This is a genomic window from Lactiplantibacillus songbeiensis (genome assembly GCF_005405125.1).
Taxonomy (GTDB): domain Bacteria; phylum Bacillota; class Bacilli; order Lactobacillales; family Lactobacillaceae; genus Lactiplantibacillus; species Lactiplantibacillus songbeiensis.
Genome location: NZ_BJDL01000010.1, coordinates 1 through 25,831 on the forward strand (window position 1 = coordinate 1; position 25,831 = coordinate 25,831).

The window sequence follows — 25,831 nt, forward strand, 5'->3', positions numbered from 1 at the left end:
CGTTGTAACGATGACCGATTAGGAGCCATGAATATTGCAATGCTTGGGCAAGACTGGTTGAACGGTGTCAAGCACCCCAAAATTAAGAAGCTAACAACTGCTGGGTAAACCTGGCAGTTAAACGGGTAGCTGTCAATTACCCGATGATGTTGCCACTACGAGTAGGAGTGCCTAACGGGTATGTTGGACTACTGTGCCGTCAGACACGTGAGCGACAAGCCTCTGAATTTATTCAGGGGCAATTGACTATCACCATTGTAAGTTACCCACAATCCTTTAGCTAGTCATTTCAGTCCTAACTAACCCAATTCAATAGCTCAAACACTTGGACACTAGTACAGTAGCTTAAAATGAGCTTATCGTTAAATTCTCTATATATTTTCACATTTTTATTTAATTTTCATATTGACAAGCCGCAATAAACTTGGTAAATTGGGGGCATACGAAATCAAAGGAGTGGTCAAGATGTTTATGAACCAAAATGCCAATTTAATCGTCTCCTCCTGGTCAACACAATCATCTGTGTCGGCCTAATTTCGTGTAAACACTAGCCCGAACATGGATGTTAACCAACATTCAATGATGAGGGCAGTTATTCTATTTGACGTTAACAGTCCTCGTGGTCATCTGACCATTGGGACTTTTTTTATAGCTAATTTTAATAATGAAAGTGGGAACTTTTAATGACAACTTATAACTTTGCAGCGGGTCCCGCCGTTATGCCGAAACCCGTAATTGACCAAATTCAAGCTGAACTACCGTCGTTCCAAGGTTCTGGCATGAGTATTATGGAAATCTCACATCGCTCCGCCCTCTTCGATCAAGTTATCAATGACGCCGAAGCGGATCTGCGTGAGTTACTGGGGATTCCAGCTAATTATCGCGTGCTCTTCTTCCAAGGTGGTGGCACCTTGCAATTCACCGCGGCACCTTTAAATCTAGCCACGAAGCATCACCACATTGGGCTATTAGATAGTGGGCATTGGGCGAGTCGGGCAGCCGATGAAGCCCGGCGCGTTGGTACTAAAGTTGATATTCTTGGCACGGCTGCGGACAATCACTTCACGGCACTACCAACACTGGAGCAGCCAGTTGATCAAGCCCTCGACTACGTGCATCTCACGACTAACAATACGATCGAAGGCACGGCGTACACGACGCTCCCACAAACAGGTAATGTTCCGTTGGTGGCAGATATGTCGTCAAACTTTTTAGGCCAACAGTATCAAGTGACCGACTTTGGCATGATCTTTGCCGGCGCCCAAAAGAACTTAGGCCCCGCCGGATTAACGATCGTCATTATCCGCGATGACCTGATTGGCCAGGCACAAGATTTACCAAGTATGGTCGATTACCAACTCTTCGCCGACAAGCGTTCAATGTTCAACACGCCACCCGTCTTTGCTATTTATGCGGCCGGATTAGTTTTGAAATGGTTAAAAGCCCAAGGTGGTTTAGCCGCAATGGAACAGCGCAATCGTGACAAAGCCGCGTTGTTATATGACTTCTTAGACCAATCAAAACTCTTCACAAGTCACGTCAAACCCGCTGACCGCTCGTTAATGAACATGCCATTTGTCACTGGTAAACCGGCATTGGATGCCCAAGTCATCGCGGGCGCCACGGATCGTGGGCTCTTAAACTTAAAGGGCCACCGGTTAGTCGGCGGTATGCGCGCCAGTCTGTATAACGCCATGCCGAAAGCCGGGGTCCAAGCACTAGTTGATTATTTAGCTGATTTTGAAGCGACTCATGCCAAGGAGGAATTGACCGATGTATCAAATTAAAACTTATAATGCGATTGCGCAAGCTGGTCTGGATGCCTTTACAACCGATTATCAATTAAATCAAAGTGACGAACCGGATGCTTATTTGATTCGCTCCGTTGATCTGCACCACCAAGCTTTACCAAAATCCCTCAAAGTCATCGCCCGGGCCGGTGCTGGGGTAAACAATGTGCCCTTAGAGGCTGCCACGGCGAACGGGACTGCCGTCTTCAACACGCCCGGTAGCAACGCCAACGCGGTCAAAGAATTGATTATTGCGCTTCTGATAATCGCGTCACGCAACTTGATGGCTGCGGCCAACTACTCCGCCCAACACACGGAAGCCGATGTCTCACAACGGACAGAACACGATAAGACGAAGTTTAACGGCACTGAATTATTAGGCAAGACCCTGGCTGTCATTGGCTTAGGCCACGTCGGCTCTCTGGTCGCTAATGCTGCCCTAGGTCTCGGGATGCACGTTATCGGTTACGACCCATATTTGTCAGCCGACGCTGCTTGGAACATTGCCAAACAAGTCCAACGCGCCGATAGCATCGAAACTGCCGTTAAAAACGCAGATTATGTCACTGTTCACGTACCTAAAGAAGAAGACACGTTAAACTTACTAGGCGCTCCTGAGCTGGCCGCAATGCAGCCACAAGTCCAACTGTTTAATTACTCGCGGGGTGGGATTGTCGATAACGGGGCTGTTTTGGATGCCTTAAAAGCCGGCAGACTCGCACATTATTACACCGACTTTGGTGAGCCACGAATAGCTAATCACGCTGATATTACCGTCACGCCACATATTGGCGGGTCCACCATTGAAGCCGAGGTCAACGGGGCCACACAAGCTGCTCAGACGATTATGACCTATTTGGAGACTGGCAATGTTCAATATGCGATTAATCTGCCAACGTTAAACGTGCCCTTCAATGCTGCTTATCGCTTCACTGTCATCCATCAAAACGTGCCTAATATGGTCAGCCAAATCACGCAAAAGTTAGCCGCCGCCGGATTAAACATCGCCACGATGGCTAACGCTGCCAAGAAGCAGACCGCCTACACGATTATTGATGTTGATGACTTGGATCACGAAAGCAGTCAACAACTTATCGACGCGCTAAATAAAATTCCGGCAGTCAATCGCGTCCGACTGTTAATCAATCACTAAGGATTCGGTCAAATGCAGATACAAACCTTGAAACAACCTACGGATCAACAACTTGATCAGCTGATGTCACTCTGGTTAGCCGGCAACCTGCATGCTCACGACTTCGTGCGTGCTGATTATTGGCGTAAACAAGCCGCCGCGGTTCGTCAGGCGTTACCGCAAGCAATTTTGATTGCGGCGCTGGAAACCGACCAAATCCTTGGCTTTATTGGTCTGCAAGGTAACGATATTGCTGGGCTATTCGTCCAACCAACGGCCCAGCAACATGGCGTTGGGACCGCATTATTAGATGCTGCTAAAGCCCAGCATCATAAATTGCAGCTTTCGGTATATGTGGCCAATCGTAATGCCGTTGCCTTCTACCATCACAGCGGCTTTCACGTGCACAAGCAAGGTGTTGATAAAGCCACCCATCAACCGGAATACACGATGCGTTGGTACCGTTAATTCACAAAAGCCCACTCACCCTTTAAATCAAGGCTGGGTGGGTTTTTGTGTCCCCCTAAATTAAATTATTAAAAAATAACAGTTGATTTTAATCCAATTCTAATGTATTCTCATACACATATCATAAAAAGAACTAGGGGGATATTATACATATGCAATTAAAAAAAGTTTCAACCATCTTAGCCGTTACAGCAGCGGCCGGTTTCTTATTAACCGCTTGCGGTAGCAAAAGCTCAAGTTCTAGCAGCAGTGCCACTTCAGGTAATTTGGCCAAGTCCCAAGTCTTAAATTGGTCCGAAAACGGCCAAGACTTATCCACATTGGACCCATCATTGGCCATTGATGTTATCAGTGGGACGATGATTAACAATTCGCAAGAAGGGTTGTATCGTTTAGGTAAAGATAGCAAAGCGACCCCCGGAATTGCCACGGCCACTAAAGTCTCTAAAGATAAAAAGACTTACACCTTCACGTTACGCAAGAACGCTAAATGGAGCAACGGCGATAAAGTCACCGCTAAAGATTTCGTCTATGGCTGGCGTCGTACCGTTAATCCAAAGACGGCCTCACAATACGCTTACCTCTACTCTGGGATCAAAAACGCTGACAAGATCACGAATGGTAAAGCGAAACCATCAACATTAGGGATCAAAGCAGATGGCAATTACAAGTTAACTGTCACATTGGAAAAACCCATGCAATACTTTAAACTCTTGATGGGCTTCGTGGTCTTCTTCCCACAAAACCAACACGCCGTTGAAAAGTACGGTAAGGATTACGGGACCAGCTCCAGCAAGATGGTCTACGATGGCCCATTCAAGATGACCGGTTGGCAAGGCACGAACTCAACTTGGACCTTGGTTAAGAACAACAGCTACTGGGATAAGAAGCACGTCCACTTGACTAAGATCAACGATCAAGTTGTGAAGTCGACCACGACCGCCTTTAACTTATTCCAAAGCGGTAAGTTAGACGTCGCCACCTTATCTGGTCAACAAGTTAAGAACGAAAAGAACAACAGTAAGCTCACCATTCGTAAATCTTCTCGTTTGAATTACTTGGAATACAACCAAAAGAAAGTTAAAGCACTCGCTAACAAGCAGGTGCGCCAAGCAATGTCCATGACATTGAACCGTAAAGAATTGGTTAACAATGTCTTAGGCGATGGTTCCGTAACCCCAACTGGCTTTGTCACCGCTGGTTTAGCTAAGGACCCAACTACTAAGAAAGATTTCGCCACCGAAAATGAAGTCAAAGCTTCGGTCACGCAAAACAACGCCAAGGCTAAGGCCCTTTGGAAACAAGGTCTAAAAGAACTTGGCAAGAAGAAGCTAACCTTAACCTTGACTCATGACGATACCGACCAAATGAAAGCTTTATCTGAATATGTCCAAGGTCAATTGGAAAAAGAATTACCTGGTTTGACGGTTAAGAGTGTCACCGTTCCTTATAAGACCCGGATTTCACGCGAAGTCGCTGGGAACTTCCAGTTGGTTATCTCCGCATGGCAAGCCGACTTTGCCGATCCAATCTCTGACTTAGGGATCATGACTTCAACCAATGACTACAACTTCGGGAAATGGCAAAACAAGCAATTTGACGCTGCCGTTAAGACTGCTAACAGCACAACCAGCACGAAGAAGCGTTGGGAAGCTTTGGCAACAGCCGAAAAGACAATTGGAACTGATCAAGGGGTCGCACCACTTTCACAAAACGTGGTCGCTCAAATGGTCAATCCTAAGTTGAAGGGCTTGGTTTATAACACTGCCGGCATCAACTACAACTTCAAGGATGCTTACATGGCTAAATAACTGACTAAGCGTTCACATTTAAAACAAGGCTACAAGCTAATTTGATTTAGCTTGTGGCCTTGTTTTGGGTTATGGTGCTTAAATCTCGTTCCGCCAGGCAAGCACGCTATCCGGTGGGGACCGGTCATAGCTTAAGTACATCTACGCCCTCGCCTCAAGGCCGGAACCCACGTCTCTAAGGTCGTGTCCCATGCAGACCCAGCCTATCCCGCTGGCTAACTGCATCGACACGGGAGATACCATGCCTGCCCTGCTCCGCTTAAACTAGTCCTATTAATTAAATTCCCGACAATAGTCCTTTTTAAAGCGCTAGAACACCATGAACCATTCTGAAGTTTTCAAAACTGTCGTTGTCCTAAGTCCGAGTATTTTGGAAATCAACCTCACAGCCAAGATAACTAATTAACAAAGATAATCGACTAAAGTCTTCTTTTCTGGTGAAAGTTTACTGCTACCTTCCATTCAGCCCGACCAAATACCGGCCTGATGCGGTCAATTTAGGGATATGTATTCATTTTTCATGAAAATCAATCAATAAAAACAATATATTTTCAGAATATCAAGTATGCTTTATAAATATTGACAAAATTATATAAACATTGTTTAATTAAAGATAAGAGCGCATCTCAGCCCCGATACTATTGGTAATCTAATTGCCTTTCAAGGGAGGAAAATATAAATGAATATCGAATTATTCATTGCCCGTCGAAAGGCACTAGGTTTATCCCAGAAAGCCTTATCCGACGGCATTTGTACACAAGCAACTTTAAGTAAATTTGAAAACAATGGTAAAGCGCCAGCGATTCGCATCGTTGCACAGCTTTGTCAGCGACTGCATTTACAATTAGAAGATGTCTTTCCAACTGAGCGTGTTGCCGATGCGGCGGTCTTAAAAGAACTCGCCACGATTGAATTCGACCTCATCACTAGTGAATATACGGACGCCGAAAATCGACTAAGTAAAATCACCGATAAACCGCGTCATGACTTGGAAACTAAGCTACAATACTGTTATCTAAAAGGCTACGTTGCCGCTTTAAATCAGCACCCAATCAGTGACGTGTTATTTAACTTCGATCAAATTATTACAGATTTAGATGAACCCCATGCCACAATCTATACCCAATTGGCTTATTGTGGTACTGGGATCGCCTATCAAAATAATCACGAACCGGATAAAGCCGAATATTATTTTGAAAAAGTCCGTCAAGCTTTAACCGATCTTTCATTAGAAACTACCGCCAGTGTTTGGCGCGTCATCAATTTGGCTTACTATACCGGTAATTTTTATGCCAAGATTGGCGAAGAAACTATCAGTAGAACGTTGCTCGCCTATGCAATTACCGTTTGCGCAGAACATCATGTGACTTACTACGTCGCAAAGATTAAATTCTTACAAGCACAATTAAGTGCCGGTGGTCCTGAACAACAAGAATTATTAAGCGATGCTTGTGCCTTTGCAAGAATCAACAATAACCGGCAATTACTTAAGAAAATTACAAATTATTCAAATTCGCTTTAAGGACCAGCTTATTAATTGCAATTCTTGCCCAAGTCGCCTAAACTGCAAGTATCAAGAAGCGGAAATGACGATAGGAGGTCCTGGATTATGTTACTAGCAGGTTTATTAGCGGCCGCGGGTTTGGCTGCCGTCGCCGGCGTTTTGGCAGGCGGGCGGACACCCGCTGCTCAACCAGTGCGAGTACGTCATGATGAGGAGTCTGGCCAGAATCGTCGCTAAACTTAAACAAGAAAAAAGTTCATTCAGCACCTCAAAATTTTGAGATGTCGAACGAACTTTTTTTAGTCTAACCTTTTAAAACGTGCATAACTTAAGCCGCTTAATAACAAGCCAATTAGCCCTAATAACTTTAACCAAAGTGCAGTCGCATCATTAGTTTGTGGCAATTGTTGGTGGGCAACTTTCGGCGTGGCCGTTTTAGTTGGCATCACCGTCGCAGCACTGGCAGTCACCGTTGTGGTTACTACTGTTGGCCGATCGGTTGAAGACTTTGTCACCGTGGTTAACTGTGGTTGTTTTGGCGTAATGCCACCATAGTATTCACCAAACGTGACCCCCGCTGGTTGATCTGGCGTTACCGTCACGGTCACCACATCAGGGTATCCCGGTTGTTCTGGTTTAACCGGAACAACTGGTTTAGTCGGAATTATTGGTATTGTCGGTTGCCTTGGTTGTTCTGGTTTCGTCGGTGTTACTGGCGTCACAGGAACAACTGGCTTAACTGGTGGTACAACGGTCGCGGTATCCGCAACCGTGATCGATTGCATGGTCGTCTCCCCGATTGTCACCAGTTGTGGCTTAGTATTTAAATCATAACCAGCTGGCGCAGTCGTTTCAACGACTTGATACGTCCCATAAGTTAAGTTGTTAAACATGACTTGACCATTTTCAGCAGTCATACCACTCGCAACCAAGTTTCCACTGACATCGCGCAAGTCAAAAGCGGCACCGGCTAAACAATGTTTAGTTGTGGCATCAACTTTAATCACTTGCAACGACCCAGTTGGAGTTGGAATAACTGGTACCTTGACCCAAGTGTTGGTAATATCAGCGACCCCGTTAACGACGTTGCCACCAGTTGTGGTATAACCCGCAATTGGAGTTTCAACAACCGTATAAGTCATCGCTTGGTCATTGGCATCGTTCACTGCTAAGTTCGTGAACTGGCCCGTGTACCCATTAGCTGCCGTCAACGTTAAGGTTTGATCAGTTAACGTCCCATTAGCCACTAAGGTTACCGTGACACTTGGCGTCGTCGTTGACGCTGGCACTTGTACCCAGTGTTTGTTAACGGTAATTGTGGTCGTTGGTGGCACAACAATTACGGGTACTGCGACATCCGCCACCGTAATACCAGCCGCTTTAGCACTAGTCGCATCGACCGTTACCATTTGATCAGCGGCTAACTGATAGCCAGTTGGCGCAGTCGCTTCATGTGACGTATAGGTGCCACTAACTAGACCAGTAAAGGTTAATCGGCCTTGCGCATCCGTAGTGCCAGTCTGAACAAGCTGTCCATTAGCATCACGCAAGTCAAAGGTCGCACCGGCTAAAGCTGCTTGCGTCTGACTGTCAACTTTTGTAATGGTTAACGAACCCGTTTGTAGCGTATTCGTAAAGTCAACCACACCGTCAACTAGCTGACCACCACTCATCGTATAACCTGCAACTGGTGTTTCACTAACGGTATACACAATCGGTGTCCCATCAGCAGTGGTCATGGCTAAGTTCGTAAACTGACCCGTATAGCCAGTTTCGGCTGTTAGGATTAACGTTTGTACCGCCTTGCCATTCGCTGATAAGGTCATCGTCACCGGCGATGTTACCGCCTTGCCTTGGGTATTGGCCCAATGCTTGTTAACCGTAATGGTCGTCATTGGGATAACTGGATCAGTGATAGCTAAATTAGCGGTATAACCATTAGTATAGTCAACTGTAATTGTTTGATCAGCAACTAGCTGGTAGCCAGCTGGTGCATTGGTTTCTTTCAAGGTATAACTACCTTGATTCAAATCAGTGAACACTAATTGGCCTTGATTATCAGTCGTCCCAGTCTTAACAATCTGACCATTTCCATCAACTAAAGCAAAGGTTGCACCAGCCAAAGCAGTCTTGGTATCACTACCAGTTTTGACGATGTTGATTGTCCCAGTTTGATAGGTATTGGTGATAGTCACTTGATGACCATCAGTTGTTTGTGCACTCGTATAACCAGTTGGTACAGTTTCAACAACCGTATAAATAATGGTCTTTCCATACGCATCGGTGGCATCCAAGTTACTAAATGTCCCTTGATAATTATTAGCACTGGACAACGTTAAAGTCTGACCTGTACTTGTGAGTGTGTCATCAGCATTTTTAATATATAACGTCACCGTCACAGCTGGTGTCACCACGTTTGTTGGTACTTGCGACCAGATTTTTTTCACATTAAGCGCCGTTTTGGCAATGGGTAGATCCTGAACTACTAGATTAATATCAGCATTAACTACTGTAACTTTATGCAAGGTTTCATCTAATAGGTAGCCAGTAGGTGCCATTGTTTCTTGGATATAATAATCACCTGGTATAACATTAGTCACTGTTACCTGTCCCAAATAATTGGTTTCTAACCCTGATTGTAAAAGTGTTTTGCCATCAGAATCATATAAGCTAAATAACGCATGTGAAAGTGGCTTTTCTTCCGAACCAACTTTCTTAATGACAATATTATAGTCTTGCCAATTAGCAGTACCACCAGCACCCTGAGAATAATCGTGTCGAGCTTGAACCACAGTCGGCTCAGTATTGTTACTATTACCAGCATCTCCACTGCCTGATCCAGACGATGACCCACCATCACCTGGATTATTACCAGCATCAGGAATGTAGGATAATTTAGCACTATTTGAATAACCTTGTGCAACTTCATTAACCGAAACTGTATAAAAGATATATAGTGCCTGCGTAATATTACCGATATTCAACGTCAAAACATTACCATCATACTTAGCTTGCACACTTTTCGAAATATCTTGGCTCATCGTAAACTTATCAGCCTTCAAGTCATATGAGCCAACTTGGACAGTTAAATTATCTGGATTAAAGCTCTGATATTTGCCGAGTGAATCAGTAATCACAACTTGATTCCAGCTGTAACTATTAGGATTAGCAACGATATTCCATGTCATTTCTGAAATATTTTTTTCGTCATCCCATTTAGTAGGCCAGCCCGCTTTGTTGATATCAAAGCTACTGCCTGTCGCTGAAGTATTAGTACTTTCTACACTAGCCCAAAAAGTATTTCCATCGCGCCCGGTAAGGTGTGTTGTATAAAAATCATTAAAAGTTAATATTCCTGTGGAAGAGCCTTGTACCGCTGAAAACGTTGCAATAACATTTTTATCATCATCTACAATAGAAGCTGCATTGGCAGCAGTAAAAACGACTTTATCTGGTAATGTTATTGTGTATTGGTCTCCATCATGAACAACAAAGCCATCTGGTAACGACCAAGAATAGATAACTTTATACTGATTACCAGAAAACATACCATTACTAATGGTCGTATTGTCAAGATTAGAAAAAGTTGCATTTTCAGGATTCAGCCCAACTATTGGCAAAGTCGCTCTAGCTAATAAAGATTTGAAACTGGCAAACGGTAATATGCCAGTAGCTAAATGATTGGCAAGTGACGATCCTTTCTGACTCGTTGTTACCGCGCTATACATCTGTGTGTTCAGTTGCGAATTAGCAAGCGTCGCACTAGTCGATTTGGTTTGACTTTGGACAAGTAACTGCTGTTGATTAAGTTCACTGACAGCTGGATTCGCGGTTGATGACACATCGGAGACCGTCGTATCGGGCGTTGCGTCTTTGACTGTTGAATCGGCTTTTACCGGACTAACCGGTGCTGGTGTTGACGAACTTGAAGCACTGGCACTTGGCGTACTAGAACTTGAATCATCAGAACTTGAATTACTAGAACTCGAAGCACTAGAGCTTACAGAACTAGAACTTGTAGAGCTAGAGCTTACAGAGCTAGAACTCGCAGAACTAGAACTCGTAGAACTAGAACTCGTAGAACTAGAACTTACAGAGCTAGAACTTGCAGAACTAGAACTTGTAGAACTACTACCATTAGTCGCGGTACCGTTACTAGTGTCGTTGCTACCACCACTAGAGTCAGCGCTACTATTATGTAACGTGACAACCTGTTTCGTTGTCGTAGCTGAACTAGTCGCAGTCGTATCCGCATCACTAGTTGCTGTTGTACTTTGACTAGCAGCCTGAGCTTTCACTGTATTGGCTGCCATTAAGGTTAACAACGTTGCGGTACCGGCTAAAATTGTTTTTAATCGCATGTATTTTCCTCCTTTCTTCAAGGATTGGTAGTATTAGTTCAATCTAAATAAACTAACACCACGATTTAATTATAAATCACTTTATCTATTACAGACAATGATTATTATTAAATATTATTAAACCCGTTAGTCAATTCGCCTAATTAAGTCGTTGACTGTCCAAACTTGTCAAACGAATTGACTTGTAAACGTTATCGCAATTATACTTAGTTCCAAATTATAAGTAAGTTTGCTAGCATTACTTGAGAGGAAAATTACCTTGGATCAGAAATTTATTATGACCAATGGCCGCTTGATTTTCGCCTTAATTAGCGTCATTGGCGCCGCTTTGATTACATTGCGAGTTAGCCCTGCAACTTTATATCCGACACTACGATTATATTTAACCGGTATGGTTATTCTGGGTATTGGTTTAGATATCTTCGGCCGGATTGAATTGGCTAAGTTTGATACTGACGATGATGACTAATAAACTAATGGTGGTAATTCTTATAAAAATTAAGAATTGCCACCATTAGTTTATTTTTTCATTTTATATTGTAACGTGCTAGCTAGTGGTAGACCTGAAACTGAAACTAATAAGTCTAAGCTAACACGTTGCTGTTGCCGTGCATACATCAACGTCAACAGCTGACTATTGTCAAATATCTGAATATTATCGCAATATTGAGCCAATTTGCCAAGATTACTTAGCGATTGTTGATAACATTTATAGACCAACTCTGTCGGTACACCATGACCACCAAGAAGCACCCGCTGTTGCACACGTTTCACGGCTAATTGTACATTTGCGACAACAACATATAGTAACGTGATTGAATAGCCTTGTTGATGTGCTAGTTCAATTAGGTCCAGCTGAGTTCTATCATTTCCAGCTAAAGCCGTTTCAACATGTAATGACTTTCCACTCATTATCGTCTGTTTCAATAAGATTAGCTCTTGCCGCATCGCACGAAAATTATCCGCCCGTTTACGCCGATCACCTTGCTGTTGTCTTAAAATTTCATCAGCATTAAACCGTTTAGACGCTTTGAATAGACCGGGTTGCGTCTCAAACAATGTGCTTTTTCCAGCACCATTAACCCCAGCCACAATGATGTAGTCCGACATCAAATCGTAAACGCTCGTCGTTTAATAACTTGAATCTGACGAGTATCCAATGCATAATCATAGAGTGCCTTAAGAACTGCCTGCTTTGCTGGATCCTGTTCATGTAACACTACCTGTAGTAAAACATCCAAATTCATCGTTTTAGTTTGGTTTAGGATCTCATTTAGTTGTTGCTCATCAGTCATCGTAACCACCTGGCTTTCAAGCTTAATTATCCGAAAAAACACATTCAGCGTCCACGTATTAGCTGCAGCCTGAAACCACAAAAAGCACCCGAACAAGTCGAGTGCTTTTAAATTCAGTATTAAGCTTTCGCCGCTTCAGCGTTCCCTTTACCTTGACTACGGCGCTTCACGATAACCGCTAAAGCGACCCCAATCAACGTAATCACAACGTTCAGCAAGATAATCATCCGCGGTGCGCTGGCACCAGTGGCCTTAGTCAAGTAAGCCGCTAAGGATAAGACGGCATAGTTGGCTACACTTGAGGCAATCATGACTAACGACGTGGCCAGTCCCTTACTGTCTGGGAAGAAACCAACTGTCGTTGAGGTCGCGAGTTGTAGAACCCCGCCAGCCGCGGCATAACCAATCACGAAACTACCGATATACAAGATAACCGGTGTTTGAATGAAGTAGCAGAGTAACAACATCACTATTGAAATACTTGGATATAAAATCAAAACAGTGGTTTCTTTTAAGCCCATGTGAATGAACTGAGCGGTTAACAAGACCGCAATCGTCGCCCCAACCGCATAAAATGATTGCAACACACTTGGATCTTTAATCCCATAACTAATCCCTAATTCTTGATTACAGTTCAACCAAATCATAAAGGTTGCAGAACTCGTAAATCCGATTAAGATTGACGCAATTGATGCCGCTGAAAAATGAGTTTTCGGCTTAGCAGTCGTCCCATCGCCGTTGGCTGGCGTTTTACCAGCTTGCTTAGGAAATGGCAGAATCAAAACTAAGATGGCATCGATAATCATCAAGATCCCACAGCCAATGAAGATTGCTTTGTACGACATATTGGCCGTTGCCACTAACCCAATCACGAATGGTAACACGAATTGGGCGACCGTAATGGCAAACTTCGTAAACAAATTGGCAATTGACGCCGAATTTGGAAAGATTTCCATGACACTCGGTGACACACAGGTATCCAAGAAAGAGTTAGCGACCCCGTTCATAATCCCGACACCATAAGCGAACCACATGCTGTGAGCACTAATCATGCCGAAGAAGAACGCCGCGTATAACGCCATCCCAATGAAGCCACTGACCCGCCGACCGACTTTATCGGAAACGGGACCCGCAAATGGATAGGCAATCAAGCGGCCTAACCCATAAGCCGCAATGACGGAAACGACCATACTAACATCGATCGCGCCACTAGGTAAGGTCGAGGCCCCCCAGGCTTTGGCGAACTCGGTCTTGTATTGGCCCATAATGGAAGACGCAATCCCTAAGATAAAGTAGGCAAAGTATAAGGCTAGCGCGGTCGGGTAAAACTTTTTATTCGAACTCGTCGGTGTTGTTGACATGTTAATGACCCCCAGTATCGCTGAAGAAGAGCCGTTTGACATCATCAACAGGCATTTCTTGACCAGTGTACAGCTTGAAAGCTGCGGCCCCTTGCCAAACGAGCATGCCTTTACCACCGATAGCTTGACTACCATGGGCCGCCGCATCGACTAACATCTTCGTCGTTGCGGGACTGTAGACCGTATCCGTGACAACCAGATCATCACGAAAGACACTTAAATCTTTAATGTTACTTTGGTCAGCATGTGGATTCATCCCAACTTTCGTGGCGTTCGCTAAAATGTCACTGGCTTTAATGGACGCAGCTAATGCGGCTTGGTCATTAATATCGCCAACTTCAACGTGGCAAGCTGGGACCTTTTTCATAATCTTTTGTGCGGTGAGTTCCGCATTCTTATAAAAGTCATCTTTCGGGTTAAAGATCCGAATCGAAGCAGCGCCTTCTAAGGCCATCTGAACCGCAATCGCCGTCCCAGCGCCACCAGCACCAAGGACCGTCAATTTCTTACCCTTGGGATCAACGCCATGGTGCCGTAAATTCTCAACATACCCCGCGCCATCAGTATTATGACCCACTAAAACGCCATCATTATTGACGATCGTATTGACCGCACCAATTAATTCAGCGGCTGGCGAGAGTTCATCAACCAATTCCGCAGCGACTTTTTTACAAGGCATCGTCACATTAGCACCGCGCATATTGAAGATGCGCATCTTTTCTAAAGCACTAGCCATTTGATCGGCTTGAATATCAAATGCCAAATACGCATCGTTAATCCCCGCTTGTTCAAAACTGTAGTTATACATGGCCGGTGACCCGGAATGCCCCACTGGCGACCCAAATAATCCTAACATTGTCGTATGTCCATCAATTCTTGCTTCCATCAGCGTTAATCCCCTTTCAGTCTAATTTAATGTTGTGCTGCCGCTTGTTTGGCTTCGTAAGCTTGATACTCATCCGTTGGCATGTCTTTGCCAGTAAATAAGGTATAAGCTGCCGCACCTTGCCATAAGAGCATCCCTTTACCAGGTGCCACCGTGCAACCTAGACTTTCGGCATCTTCGATCAACTTCGTCTTCAATGGGTTATAAACCGTATCTGCAACGACTAAATCTTGCCGTAAGAAGGCTGGATCAACCAATGATTGACCATCTAATGGCTTCATCCCAACAATCGTAGCGTTAACCAAGATGTCGGCACTGTCGATTTCGGCCTTTAGCTTTGCTTGGTCAGCTAAAGGATAGACGTTAACCTCAACTTCAGGCTTAGCTTCCTTAATCTTCGCCTGTGTCTTTTCAGCATTAGCATAAAATTCATCATCTTGGTTAAAGATTGAGATGGCTTTAGCCCCATCCAACGCACTTTGGACTTGTAAGGCTGTCGCCGCACCGCCAGCACCAATGACCACTAGCTTTTTGCCAGCAACCTCGACGCCGTTTTCTTTCAAATTACGGACAAAGCCAATCCCATCAGTAATATGACCGGTTAATTTGCCGTTATCATTAACGATGACGTTAATTGCGCCGATAATCTTAGCAGCTGGTGAAAGTTCATCAACCAACGTCGCTGCGACACTCTTGCAAGGCATGGTGACATTGCTGCCCCGAACTTTAAATAACCGTAAGGCATCGATGGCTTGTGGCATTTGTTCTTTTTTAACATCAAACGCCATATAAGCGTAATCTAGCCCTTGCTTTTGGAAGCTAAAGTTATACATGGCTGGTGAGCCAGAGTGACCCACGGGGGTACCTAGTAACGTAAATAAACCGGTTGTTCCTGAAATGCGTTTTTCCATAATCAAAGACACTCCTATCTCAATTTGATTGATCAATTTATCGAACAAAAGAGACCGAGACAGTTGTCCCAGTCTCTCTTCGACTTAAACGTTCAATTTTAAATGGTCCCGTTCATTGTCGCCGACCGGTTGGCCAGGCTGACGCTGGAACGTGGTGGGCACGTTTTCGAGCCAAAGGACGGTCTCGAAAGCCGGCCTTTAGCTAAGTCACCAGCAAATCACTGGTAACTTAGCTAAATTTCACCACTGAGCATCAGCCTGACCGCCCTCACGGCTAAGCTAGTTTCTACTATATAAATAGATTTAATAATAGCGTTCAGTTAGCCGAGAGGGTGAGCGCCAAAATGCTCAGCCGTGTCGTTGGTCTTAATCTGGGTGAATTTCCCGGATTTAGACCAAGGTCAATTTGGAAGACCGACTTTTGGCTTCCAAATGACCCATGGCGTTCCAGCGTTTTGGCGCTCACCCGGCAGGCGGCAACTTAATCACTAACTCAGCGCTTATTTCTTGGCTGGTTGATGATGATCGATGGCGTATTGACGACGGCCACCTGGCTTTGGAATCATGTCAGAAATCATCATGTTCAACCCACCATCAACGGTAACTTCGCCGCCATTAGTGTAGTCAGAACGATCACTAGCTAACCAAAGCACCGTGTTTGCGATATCGTCTAAGTTACCAATCCGCTTGCTGGCAACTAAGCGCTTGCGACCATCTTCAACTTTAGGATCACTGTAGAAGTTAGCGGATAATGGTGTCTTAACTAAGCATGGGAGGACACAGTTACTGCGAACCCCGTATTGGCCCCATTCAGCAGCCATTTGCTTCGACATCATGTTGACGCCGGCTTTAGTCGTACTGTAAGCGCCACTGTAAGTTTCAGGATAACGCGATGCAACGGTTGAAATATGAACCATGTTGCCGTGCTTTTGTTGAATCATGACTTTCCCGAAACGTTGTGACATTAAGAAATAACCAGTCAAGTTAACGTTTAAAGCTGCTTGCCATTCATCTAAGCGCAAGTCTTCTAATGGTGAGAAGCGTAAGATGGCAGCGGTGTTTACTAAGACATCGACAACACCGAATGTGTCAACGACTTTCTTAACGGCTGCATCAACATCGGCTTCGCTAGTCGTGTTGCAGACAACGGCAACGGTTTTGATTCCGTATTCGTCAGCCAACTTCTTAGCGGCCGCTTCCGTCTTATCTTTTAACATATCAACTAAAGCAATGTTAGCACCTTGCTTAGCAAATTCTTCACAGAACTTTGTACCCATCCCACCGACAGCACCGGTGATGACAACAACTTTACCGTTTAATCCTAACCAACTGTTACTCATAATTTAGTTCCTCCTAATCAGTTTTCAATCGTTATTAAATGTTATGCATTTACTGGATCTTGTAAAATTTCAGGCCAAGCTTTCTTCAAAGTTGCGACCGTTTGCTTGTAAGTGTAATCGGCAACATAATCAATGCCTTTAGCCATGTAAGCATCAGAAATAACTTCAACCCCGATCACCTTGGGATCAACGCCGGCATCCTTGATCATCTTAACGAAGCCAGCCGTATCCAAGTCACCCGCACCTGGTGCCAAACGATCGTGCATGGATTCGTCACGTAAGATGGATTCAGCGTAAGGACGAGTGTAAGCGTCATCAATTTGGATTGAGATAACCCGCTTAGCTTGTTCCTTAGTCAACAGATCGTATGGTTGGTTAGCTCGAACCCAGTGCCACATATCTAATAACATGTAGACATTGTCGCAGTTGGCCTTTTGCATGATCTTCCAAGTCTTATCTAAGTTTGGTAAGCCACTGTATGGCATTGGTTCCAACGCGATAATATGCTTGCCAGCGCGAGCAGCCAATTCTTGTAACTTCTTGGCGGTATAGTCAATGGAATAATCTTCCATTAAACCAGTGTTGATATGTTTAACACCGAACAAGTCACACATATGGAAACAAGCTTGTTCCTTGTATTTTTGTTCGTATGAGCGTTCAGGTTCACACCATTGCACGATATATTCGACTTCGGTACAACGAATGTTGTATTTAGCTAAGGTATCCAAGATATCTTGGTCGCTCAACCCTTCGTTTACAGCATCAACGTAAGTTTCAGCCCGTAAACCAATCCCATCATAACCAGCTTCACTAGCGGCTTTGCACCGATCTGCGAAACTGCATTTGTCACCTAAAGTCCATGAACTAACTGTAATTGGATGTGTCTTTGTCATAATTGCTTCCTCCAAATCGTGGATTTTTCAACATGCATGCTCTTTAATTCACATAATTTATTTTACAAGACTAATGTAATCGTTTTCCAAAGCAGCGTCCAATTGCTTTTATCCGCAGTGAACGATAGCTAAAAGTTATCAATTCTGTTATATTAGCTATAGTAAGCGCTAACGAGTCGCTGATAACTCGCGATTTCACGGGAGGTTTTGTTACTCATGAACTTAGATCATTTACGTTACTTTGTGGCCCTATCCCGGACCGAAAACTATACTCAGACTGCTAAACTGTTACATATTACACAACCAAGTCTAACTAAAGCCATCCATTCGTTAGAGAATGAACTGAATATCGCCCTCTTCAAACGGACCGGCCGTAATGTCGCTTTAACCCCCGCTGGCAAGCTATTTGCCAACGGTGTGGAATCTTCCTTAATCACCTTGGATAAGAGTATTGCCGATGTGAAGACCTTTAATCTGCAAAAGGCCATCATTCGCGTAGCCGCCTTACGGACGTTAAGTATCAAATGGCTACCGGATATGGCCCAACGCTTCTTACATGCGACCGACAATCCGGCCATTCGCTTCCAATTCAATACCGATACTGGCTTATCCCCGGATATTTTAAATGGATTACGATCTAAAAAATACGACGTCGCTTTTTGTTCCAAAATGGACAACTATCCGGATATCAACTTTTTTCCAGTCGCTGAACAGACTATGGTTTGTATCACCCCATTAGATCATGCGCTAGCAACACGTTCGAGCATTAACCTGACCGAAACCTTGGCCTATCCGCAGATTACGTTTTCTGAACGCAGTGGCCTGCATCCCATCATGACCAAGCTATTCAATGACTGTGGCGGTCAACCGATTAGTGCTTACTCAGTCGAAGAAGATCAAGCGATTGCTGGATTAGTCGCCAATGGATTCGGAATTGCCGTCGTGCCAAACATGTCGATGCTACAAACTATGCCCGTTAAAATCATTCCATTATCATTCCCCAAATGGCAGCGAATTCTCTATATGGCTGCCTTAAAAAATGCGACACCACAACCGGCCATCACGCATTTCATTGACTTTGTCCGGGAACAAAGCGACCAGTTGTCGGTCAATAATATTTAACCGGTACGCTTGGTTGATTAACACACCCCTAAATGCTTGGTGCTAGTTGGTTTAAATTGCCACTCTGGTTGGCCCAGAATCGGCTGGAACGTGGTGGCCACGTTTTCGAGCCATAGTGCGGTCTCGAGAGCCGGGCTTTATCTAAGTCGGAAAATCACCGACCAAGATAAACGACACCACTGAGCCAATTCTGGTCCGCCCGCTGTTAATTAACGGGAAAAGTTAACGATTGATTATTCTTAGTTCAATCATTAGCCGAGAGGTTGGTTCCTAAAATGCTCAGCCATGTCGTTCCAGCATTTTAGGAACCAACCGGCAGGCGGCAATTTCAACTAGCACCAAGCGCAACCCCAAAACTAATGACTAATTTTCTAGTAAACGTCCTGCATTCGCAGGGCGCTTTTAATTAACCACAATCAACAGTTGTTATAATTAAAATTAATACTCAACTTACGAACTACCTTTAAAAACGGCATTTGCGTGTTATAAATCGGCTTTAGTATTATAATTGCTTATAGTTATTAAGGGATTAAGCTCGTTTTTACTCATTGGACGCTTAACTCAGTGCGATTTGATAACTACGACACCCCTTTAAGTGATAAATCGAATTTATTTAGCTAAGGACAATTTCCTAATCTAGCAAGCTTTAGACGTTATTCATTAAAAATGGTATTACTGACGATTATAGCTTTGACCCGTTAACTAATTTAGTTGTGCCAGTCTGCCGTTCAGTCTTGCGCGATTAATCAACGCAATCCAACAACCCCTTAACCGATAACTAATAATTATAGTCAGTTATCATGTGATAGTGAATTAACAGTTGATAACTGACTTATTAACTGCTAAGGTATTATAAGTTTTTATACTTTAAACCCATTAACTATTTTGAAATCAGCATCGTCAGCAACTGTCTTTTCATCAACAATTAATAATCATTATTCTCCTTTAATAATTTGACTTAACTAATTGGCACCCCCGCTTAACCAATAAGCCAAAATCATAGCTAAAATCTAAGTACTCCGCTATGATAGAGCGTGGACCAATTTGCTATTTCTGAGTATTAATTTCTGTTATAGCTTTAAGCCATTAACTATCGGCAGTTAACTAGCGGTTAAACACGACCTTGCAACTATAAATTGCGCCTTTTCGTGATTAATCGTGGTATGATTGAGTGGCCGATTGATAATTAAACTAACCAACGACCATAATTGAACACCACCTTAACTGATAACCTTTATTTATAACATCGTCGTCAGCAGGTCACCTATTTTTGACTGTTACTGGCGCTTATTGTTAATTACTAATTAATAATCTTTATGGAGGCTGCGTTTTCATGAATATTAAGGATTTGTACTATTTTCAACGTTTGATTAGTACGCAGAGTTATACGCAAACGGCCGCCGATTTCCACGTCAGCCAGCCCACGATTTCTCAAGCCATCAAACGTCTGGAACGACATTTTCAAACAACCTTATTCTTCCGTCAAGCTAAGACAAAAGCTTTAGTCTTAACCCCTAGCGGTCAACAATTACTACTAGCAGCAAACGATATCATCGCCAATTGGCAACATGTTAACGAATCGATTGGTCACTTACGGCAACATACGTTACGGTTAGGTGTTGAACCTTCTGTCGGCGAACGTTACTTACCAGCCTTAACCCAACCCATCGTTGAACAAGACCTACTTAAAAGTATCCACACTGTTGAAATGGGCGCCAATCAATTGGTCAAACAAGTCTTGGGTGGTCAATTAGACCTCGCCATCAGTTGTAATCTTGACCAGACATTAGATGAACGATTAGCGGTAACCCCATTAAAACCGTTCCATTTCAAGATCCTTTGCAGTCCTGAACATGCCTTAACAAAGTTGGAAAACCCAACGTTTAAGGACGCTTTACAATATCCGTTCGTCATCTTGAATGCGACTTACTTAAACAAACTTGTCTTCCATCAATTGGCCGAACAACTATCGATCGAACCACAAGTGATGTTTGAATCTGACAACAGTACCTTAATCAGTGGTTTAGTTCGCGAAAACCTCGCACTCGGCTTTATCTCCGATATTGGGATGGCCCCGACCGATGATCTGGTTGAGATTCCGATTACCGACGTTCAAGCACCAAGTGTGCATATTAACTTGATTCGCCGGGCGCACCAGTTCCCAATCGGGCTTTTCAAGCAAGTCATGGATATTGTCGAAGATACCTTTAATGTTAAAGTTAACTAAATTTTCAGAAAAAATACCACCCGCGCTGAAAAAAAGCTACAATGGACATTGTAGCTTTAAAATCAGCGGGGGTTTTATTTATGAACAGCAAATTTATCGGGGGACTAATTGGCAGTGCCCTGATTATAGGGCTCAGCTTACCGGCGATCACCGGCCAAGCCGCTACCAAGTCCTATCAAGTAAAAAAATTAACCAAAACAGCACACCACCACTACTATGTCCCAACCAAAGACTTTAGTCAGCATAGCTGGTACCTAGGTTTGCACGGCAAACATGCCACCTTAAAGCATGCACATAGATTATCTAAGACGGCCCGCAACACCTATACCAGTGATAAACAAATTCAGTTGAAGACTGGCAAAAAAACGTTTAAGTTGCTGGGAGTTAAGCCTAGTGCTCATGCGGCCGTTGTTTGGATCAATACCCAGTATTTACACAGCGGTAAGAACCCAAATCGGATCCGGTCAACCCGTACGTCTAAAGGACATTACACGCAACATGGCGATGCTTTAGACTGGTTTAACGGCAGTCATTTCAAGACACTCAGCAACGCGGATTATTATGTCACCACCTATCCATTCGCACGCAGCAGTGACTATCAACAATCGGCTTACCAAAAGACACCATCGACCATCAAAGCCGTCTCCGGTAATCATTTGGCTAGCTTCAAGACCTTGGCCTACTTGCCGATTACGATGCAAACAACTGGTGACTATAGCAATCCACAAAGTATCGTGATGACCCCACATGGGCAAGGCATGTACATCATGCAAACAACCCACAGTTATTCGACAACTGGCCGAGTCGTTTACTATAATCTAGCCGGCTTAAAAAAGTATGGGATTACCAGCACGCATATGGACCGTTTACGGCGCGCCACACACGATCACGCAACTAACAAACTAACGGCGACCGACCGCGAGATTCTGACTCAAGTTAAAGTTGGGCCGCAGTTTAACACTGGCCATGGGCAGTCATTAGCCTATAATCCACATAACCATCAGCTTTGGTTCATCGGTCACGGCGGTAAGCATGCTAATGTTCAGCGGCTTTCGAAGACGACACTCAAGCCGATTCGCAAGATCAACTTCCATCTGGGCAATCGTATTAAAGTCGGCAGTGTTTTAACGTTTGATCAACACGGAACCGCCTACTTCTACAGTCAAACGGCCACTGTCGGCAAGTCTCCCAAACGATCGGTTAAGCTCTTTGCTGGTAAAATTGGTGCCAAGACAGTACGGTTCCACTTAATCATGCAGGGTCTCCGTTACAGTCCGGGTACAATCACCCAAGCAATGAGCTATAATCCACGTCGTAACCGACTTTACTTAGTTTCAAACGGCAGTATTACCTCACTACCGGTTGCACACTTAGGGCACCTCAAACATGGCAATATCGAATCCACCATGTTCCAAACAACCCGTGAATTTGAAGGGTTAAGCTTTACCACTAATGGTCAAGCAAATCTGCTCGTTAATCGGGGCGCAGAAGTTTTAAAAGCAACTAGTAATGATTTCTAAAGATAATTAAAAAGGATTTACTTTGATTGAAATCAAGGTAAATCCTTTTTTAGCGATAAAATACGCTTGGTGCTAGTTGGATTAACATGCCACTCTGGTTGGTCCAGAATTGGCTGGAACGTGGCGGCCGCGTTTTCGAGCCATAGAGCGGGCTCGAAAGCCGGGCTTTATCTAAGTCGACAACCCACGACTAAGATAAACGACACCACTGAGCCAATTTTGGCCCGCCCGGCGTTAAATAACGGGTCTTAAAAAGTTAACGATTGATTATTTTCAGTCCAGTCACTTAGCCGAGAGGTTGGTTTCTAAAATGCTCAGCCGTGTCGTTGACCTTAGTGCGAGTGCTTTTCTCGGACTTAGGCCAAGGTCAGTTTTGAAGACCGGTTTTTGGCTTCAAAATGACCCATGGCGTTCCAGCATTTTAGGAACCAACTGGCAGGCGGCAATTTTAACTAGTCCCAAGCGTAACTGACACGCTTCATCAATTTGCGATAAAAATAAAATCTTTCAATAGCTGATACAAAAGTTCAATCTCATAATCTTGAATACGAATATTAAATTTTTGTTCGATTGGTTGAAAAATACCACTTGAAAGTGAGAAGAATTCTTGCTCTTTAGCTGTTAGGGTGTCCTGTTTAATGACATTTTCGGAACCCTTAGTATCCATAATCATCCGCTCAATCATTAATGACAAGTGCATATAGAGATTAAGCTTGAGACGCGGACTGAACTTCACATTATAGAAATCTTCATAATGCGCCACGATGTCCTGACTATCCTGAATCACAATATCGGGATTCAAGATTTGTAGTCGCCCACGAATACCTTCAATCGATAAGAAACGCAACAGTCGTTCAATCAACAAATCACTAGATTCCTGATTTTCACCGGCATGACGTAAGACTGATTGTAATTTCAGTGAGGTCGCTTTATCAAAAATATTATAGATATTCATAATATTCAAATCATAATCGCCACTGACATCTGTCGTGGTCAAGATTAATTGCGTATTCGCAAAAAATTGCCGGTCATGATTTTTTAGTAAGCCATGCAATTTTTTGTAGTCCACTGCAATGACTTCCAGTGATGGTGACAACGTAGATTCGATCAATTTCTTAAGTTCCTCTGATAGACCCACACCCGACATACACGAAACAATAATATTCTTTCGATTCGACAAGCCTTCGTAATATTGCGCATCGGTCGTTGAACTATACTTTTTGCTGGCCTCCGCAATTGATTGGAACGTCTCGTTACGTTGTACCCGCAACCCAATATCTAAAGCCATCGCCGTTGTCACATTATTCACAACCAAAAGTTCTTGATTCGATATTTTCTTAATCTCACTAAACATCTCGCGCAGTGAGCCCATGTCAAATAATACAATATTCCCCTTCGTCGCCGGGGCCTGATCGACTAAATAACTGCGCACGTACTCATTGATCTTTTCCAATGAGACATCAATCGGCATATCAAACGCTTCAAAAAAGTAATTGCCACATAACGTGTTGACAACCTGCTGAATACTTGAGGCTGTCTTTTCACCATGTGCCAACAAAATCGCATTATAGTGAACCGATTCGACTTTATCCGTACATTGCGCCATCAGGATAAAGAACGGCAAACAATAATAATTGCTCTGAGTGTACTGCGGCCCTAATTGCTTTAAAAACTGGTTAAACAAATAGTAACTTCTAGGGTAACGATCCTTGAGTGCAATCTCTACCTTGGCCAGCACCTGATTAGTTGGCAGATTATCATTGCATAGACTTGCAAATATAAAGGCTAAGGCTACATTACGCCAAAATACGGCATCCGGCGGAAATCCAATACCGTATCGGTGGGTAATTGTCGTTCGTGTGACCGTTTGAAGCCGCTTCGCAAAGGCTGTTAGCAAAGTTTCACTGATGGTTGTATCAATCTGATTAAGCACTTTCAGCACGGCAAAGTTCTGCTCAGTCAAGGTCTCACCATTAACTAACGACTCTGATAATGACTTAAATAACAGTTCTGCCGTGGGGCCTAATTGCAACACATTAATAATCAGTGACCGAATTCGATCCGTCAACATGGACTGATTAGGCGTGATACAAATCGCATCGGCAGTGGCGCCAGCAATGATTAATTGCTCGGCATCCGGCGTCTGAGCATACGTCGCCGCACAAAGTAGTTGAATCCGATTGCTGAGTTCCCGAATGTTAGTCGTATGTTCCGAGGCCGCCAGTTCAATCAGTTTATTAGGCATAATCATGATTCTTCGACCAATTTGGTTCGCCTGTTGCTGTAAAAACATCGCAACAAAGGTCATCCGTTCATCAAATGGCCGTTCATTTAACGGTTTTAAGTTAAGTTGCACTGCGGCCGCCTTAAAAAAGAGACCATTAGCTTTCGAATCCGATTGAGTTGCTGAAAAAATATACCGAATACCAGTTGTCTCTTGCTGATTCGCCTCATTGAACAAGTAATGCTGAGCTGACGAATTCAGCGCTTGCAGATTTTCAATATACAGATAACCGGTCTTTTCCGCAGTAAAGTCTTGAATAGTTGTGTTTAATGCCTGCTTAAACGCTTCCGGCTGACCTTTATAGCTCGCACAATCAACGGTTTTAAAAATGGCCGTTGCCGGCAAAATCTGCCGACGCACCGCTTCGCGATAGATTGCCCGGGCCATCGCTAACTTACCACTACCAGCAATTCCAGTCATAAAAATGGGTAAGCCGTTGACCGGATAAACAATGGCTTCTAGCGCATGCTGAATATCAGTGCTTAAACTGCCCCGATAACCGATTAATCCGTCAAAAGCTGAGTGTGCACGTTTAACCTGCCAATAAACTGGCCGCGTTCCAGTTTTGATTAATTTTCCGCGTTTATGCAGTTGTGATAAATAACTACTGGTGACGCCACGAGTTAGTCCGACTGCCGTTGCGGCTTGTTTAGTTGTGATCCGTTCATTGGGAAATTGCTGCGAAATTGTCGTATAAAGCTTATCGATTGCATCCAATACGGTTCCTCCTTAAGCACTATTTTTGATAATTAAGCACAACATACAGGTGACATTTGACTTGTATGTGATTAACATAGTCATTGTAAGCGTTAACTTTATTTAAGTCCAGATGAGTATGGCAAACGACCTACACATTTCAAATTGAAAGGAGGTGCTTCCTTGACGGTAACAATCATCGTGACATCCCGTCACCATGATTGGCAATT

The 25,831-nt window shown here is 43.8% G+C and carries 19 protein-coding genes; 10 read left to right on the forward strand and 9 right to left on the reverse strand.

Annotated features, from left to right (window positions below; translation table 11 throughout):
* Positions 1–683: 683 nt before the first annotated feature.
* From serC to FFM77_RS14225, 6 genes are all read left to right on the forward strand, one after another.
* Complete coding sequence (gene serC, locus FFM77_RS03950) at positions 684–1,787, forward strand: 3-phosphoserine/phosphohydroxythreonine transaminase (RefSeq protein ID WP_137634452.1); 1,104 nt, start codon at positions 684–686, stop codon at positions 1,785–1,787.
* A complete protein-coding gene (locus FFM77_RS03955; RefSeq protein ID WP_137634453.1) occupies positions 1,774–2,943 on the forward strand; it encodes a phosphoglycerate dehydrogenase in 1,170 nt (389 codons plus the stop codon). The genes serC and FFM77_RS03955 overlap by 14 nt, the downstream gene beginning before the upstream one ends.
* A gap of 12 nt (positions 2,944–2,955) precedes the next feature.
* On the forward strand, positions 2,956–3,390 hold the full coding sequence (locus FFM77_RS03960; RefSeq protein ID WP_137634454.1) for a GNAT family N-acetyltransferase: 435 nt from the start codon (positions 2,956–2,958) through the stop codon (positions 3,388–3,390).
* Between the two features lie 152 nt (positions 3,391–3,542).
* Positions 3,543–5,201 carry a peptide ABC transporter substrate-binding protein gene (locus FFM77_RS03965; protein ID WP_137634455.1) on the forward strand — a complete coding sequence of 553 codons (1,659 nt, stop codon included), beginning with the start codon at positions 3,543–3,545 and terminating at the stop codon, positions 5,199–5,201.
* A 679-nt stretch (positions 5,202–5,880) separates the two neighbouring features.
* Positions 5,881–6,723, forward strand: coding sequence for a helix-turn-helix domain-containing protein (locus FFM77_RS03970; protein WP_137634456.1), 843 nt, complete (start codon positions 5,881–5,883; stop codon positions 6,721–6,723).
* Between the two features lie 87 nt (positions 6,724–6,810).
* On the forward strand, positions 6,811–6,942 hold the full coding sequence (locus FFM77_RS14225; protein WP_263390486.1) for a hypothetical protein: 132 nt from the start codon (positions 6,811–6,813) through the stop codon (positions 6,940–6,942).
* 62 nt (positions 6,943–7,004) lie between these two features.
* Here FFM77_RS14225 and FFM77_RS03975 read toward each other — a convergent pair whose 3' ends face one another.
* Positions 7,005–11,066: a SpaA isopeptide-forming pilin-related protein gene (locus FFM77_RS03975; RefSeq protein ID WP_171001554.1), complete on the reverse strand. Its 4,062-nt coding sequence runs from the start codon at positions 11,064–11,066 to the stop codon at positions 7,005–7,007.
* Positions 11,067–11,325: 259 nt separating this feature from the next.
* Between FFM77_RS03975 and FFM77_RS03985 the strand changes: the two genes are divergently transcribed.
* Positions 11,326–11,535, forward strand: a complete 210-nt coding sequence (locus tag FFM77_RS03985; RefSeq protein WP_137634458.1) for a hypothetical protein — start codon at positions 11,326–11,328, stop codon at positions 11,533–11,535.
* A 50-nt stretch (positions 11,536–11,585) separates the two neighbouring features.
* Here the strand turns inward: FFM77_RS03985 and FFM77_RS03990 are convergent, their stop codons facing one another.
* The 7 genes from FFM77_RS03990 to FFM77_RS04020 form a co-directional block, all read right to left on the reverse strand.
* The gene (locus tag FFM77_RS03990) at positions 11,586–12,176 is read right to left on the reverse strand and encodes an ATPase (RefSeq protein WP_137634459.1); all 591 of its coding nucleotides are present in this window, start codon (positions 12,174–12,176) and stop codon (positions 11,586–11,588) included.
* Positions 12,176–12,361 (reverse strand): hypothetical protein, encoded by a 186-nt coding sequence (locus tag FFM77_RS03995; protein ID WP_137634460.1) that lies wholly within the window; start codon positions 12,359–12,361, stop codon positions 12,176–12,178. Before FFM77_RS03995 ends, FFM77_RS03990 begins: the two co-directional genes overlap by 1 nt.
* Positions 12,362–12,480: 119 nt before the next feature.
* Positions 12,481–13,722 carry an MFS transporter gene (locus tag FFM77_RS04000; protein ID WP_137634461.1) on the reverse strand — a complete coding sequence of 414 codons (1,242 nt, stop codon included), beginning with the start codon at positions 13,720–13,722 and terminating at the stop codon, positions 12,481–12,483.
* Between the two features lies 1 nt (position 13,723).
* Entirely contained in the window at positions 13,724–14,608 is an 885-nt protein-coding gene (locus FFM77_RS04005) for a shikimate dehydrogenase (RefSeq protein WP_137634462.1), read from the reverse strand.
* A gap of 26 nt (positions 14,609–14,634) precedes the next feature.
* Positions 14,635–15,519 carry a shikimate dehydrogenase gene (locus FFM77_RS04010; RefSeq protein WP_137634463.1) on the reverse strand — a complete coding sequence of 295 codons (885 nt, stop codon included), beginning with the start codon at positions 15,517–15,519 and terminating at the stop codon, positions 14,635–14,637.
* 500 nt (positions 15,520–16,019) lie between these two features.
* A complete protein-coding gene (locus FFM77_RS04015; RefSeq protein ID WP_137634464.1) occupies positions 16,020–16,859 on the reverse strand; it encodes an SDR family NAD(P)-dependent oxidoreductase in 840 nt (279 codons plus the stop codon).
* A 41-nt stretch (positions 16,860–16,900) separates the two neighbouring features.
* Positions 16,901–17,752, reverse strand: coding sequence for a sugar phosphate isomerase/epimerase family protein (locus tag FFM77_RS04020; protein WP_137634465.1), 852 nt, complete (start codon positions 17,750–17,752; stop codon positions 16,901–16,903).
* A gap of 216 nt (positions 17,753–17,968) precedes the next feature.
* Here FFM77_RS04020 and FFM77_RS04025 point away from each other — a divergent pair, with 216 nt between their 5' ends.
* From FFM77_RS04025 to FFM77_RS04035, 3 genes are all read left to right on the forward strand, one after another.
* On the forward strand, positions 17,969–18,874 hold the full coding sequence (locus FFM77_RS04025; protein WP_137634466.1) for a LysR family transcriptional regulator: 906 nt from the start codon (positions 17,969–17,971) through the stop codon (positions 18,872–18,874).
* A 1,333-nt stretch (positions 18,875–20,207) separates the two neighbouring features.
* On the forward strand, positions 20,208–21,101 hold the full coding sequence (locus FFM77_RS04030) for a LysR family transcriptional regulator (RefSeq protein WP_137634467.1): 894 nt from the start codon (positions 20,208–20,210) through the stop codon (positions 21,099–21,101).
* Positions 21,102–21,181: 80 nt separating this feature from the next.
* Complete coding sequence (locus tag FFM77_RS04035; RefSeq protein ID WP_137634468.1) at positions 21,182–22,621, forward strand: hypothetical protein; 1,440 nt, start codon at positions 21,182–21,184, stop codon at positions 22,619–22,621.
* Between the two features lie 481 nt (positions 22,622–23,102).
* Here FFM77_RS04035 and FFM77_RS04040 read toward each other — a convergent pair whose 3' ends face one another.
* A complete protein-coding gene (locus FFM77_RS04040; protein ID WP_137634469.1) occupies positions 23,103–25,622 on the reverse strand; it encodes a PRD domain-containing protein in 2,520 nt (839 codons plus the stop codon).
* Positions 25,623–25,831 lie beyond the last annotated feature (209 nt).

Bases quoted from the DNA above. Each gene is read 5' to 3' on its own strand.
- serC (WP_137634452.1), top strand. From the start codon at position 684: ATGACAACTTATAACTTTGCAGCGGGTCCCGCCGTTATGCCGAAACCC.
- FFM77_RS03955 (WP_137634453.1), top strand. From the start codon at position 1,774: ATGTATCAAATTAAAACTTATAATGCGATTGCGCAAGCTGGTCTGGAT.
- FFM77_RS03960 (WP_137634454.1), top strand. From the start codon at position 2,956: ATGCAGATACAAACCTTGAAACAACCTACGGATCAACAACTTGATCAG.
- FFM77_RS03965 (WP_137634455.1), top strand. From the start codon at position 3,543: ATGCAATTAAAAAAAGTTTCAACCATCTTAGCCGTTACAGCAGCGGCC.
- FFM77_RS03970 (WP_137634456.1), top strand. From the start codon at position 5,881: ATGAATATCGAATTATTCATTGCCCGTCGAAAGGCACTAGGTTTATCC.
- FFM77_RS14225 (WP_263390486.1), top strand. From the start codon at position 6,811: ATGTTACTAGCAGGTTTATTAGCGGCCGCGGGTTTGGCTGCCGTCGCC.
- FFM77_RS03975 (WP_171001554.1), bottom strand. From the start codon at position 11,066: ATGCGATTAAAAACAATTTTAGCCGGTACCGCAACGTTGTTAACCTTA.
- FFM77_RS03990 (WP_137634459.1), bottom strand. From the start codon at position 12,176: ATGTCGGACTACATCATTGTGGCTGGGGTTAATGGTGCTGGAAAAAGC.
- FFM77_RS03995 (WP_137634460.1), bottom strand. From the start codon at position 12,361: ATGACTGATGAGCAACAACTAAATGAGATCCTAAACCAAACTAAAACG.
- FFM77_RS04000 (WP_137634461.1), bottom strand. From the start codon at position 13,722: ATGTCAACAACACCGACGAGTTCGAATAAAAAGTTTTACCCGACCGCG.
- FFM77_RS04005 (WP_137634462.1), bottom strand. From the start codon at position 14,608: ATGGAAGCAAGAATTGATGGACATACGACAATGTTAGGATTATTTGGG.
- FFM77_RS04010 (WP_137634463.1), bottom strand. From the start codon at position 15,519: ATGGAAAAACGCATTTCAGGAACAACCGGTTTATTTACGTTACTAGGT.
- FFM77_RS04015 (WP_137634464.1), bottom strand. From the start codon at position 16,859: ATGAGTAACAGTTGGTTAGGATTAAACGGTAAAGTTGTTGTCATCACC.
- FFM77_RS04020 (WP_137634465.1), bottom strand. From the start codon at position 17,752: ATGACAAAGACACATCCAATTACAGTTAGTTCATGGACTTTAGGTGAC.
- FFM77_RS04025 (WP_137634466.1), top strand. From the start codon at position 17,969: ATGAACTTAGATCATTTACGTTACTTTGTGGCCCTATCCCGGACCGAA.
- FFM77_RS04030 (WP_137634467.1), top strand. From the start codon at position 20,208: ATGAATATTAAGGATTTGTACTATTTTCAACGTTTGATTAGTACGCAG.
- FFM77_RS04035 (WP_137634468.1), top strand. From the start codon at position 21,182: ATGAACAGCAAATTTATCGGGGGACTAATTGGCAGTGCCCTGATTATA.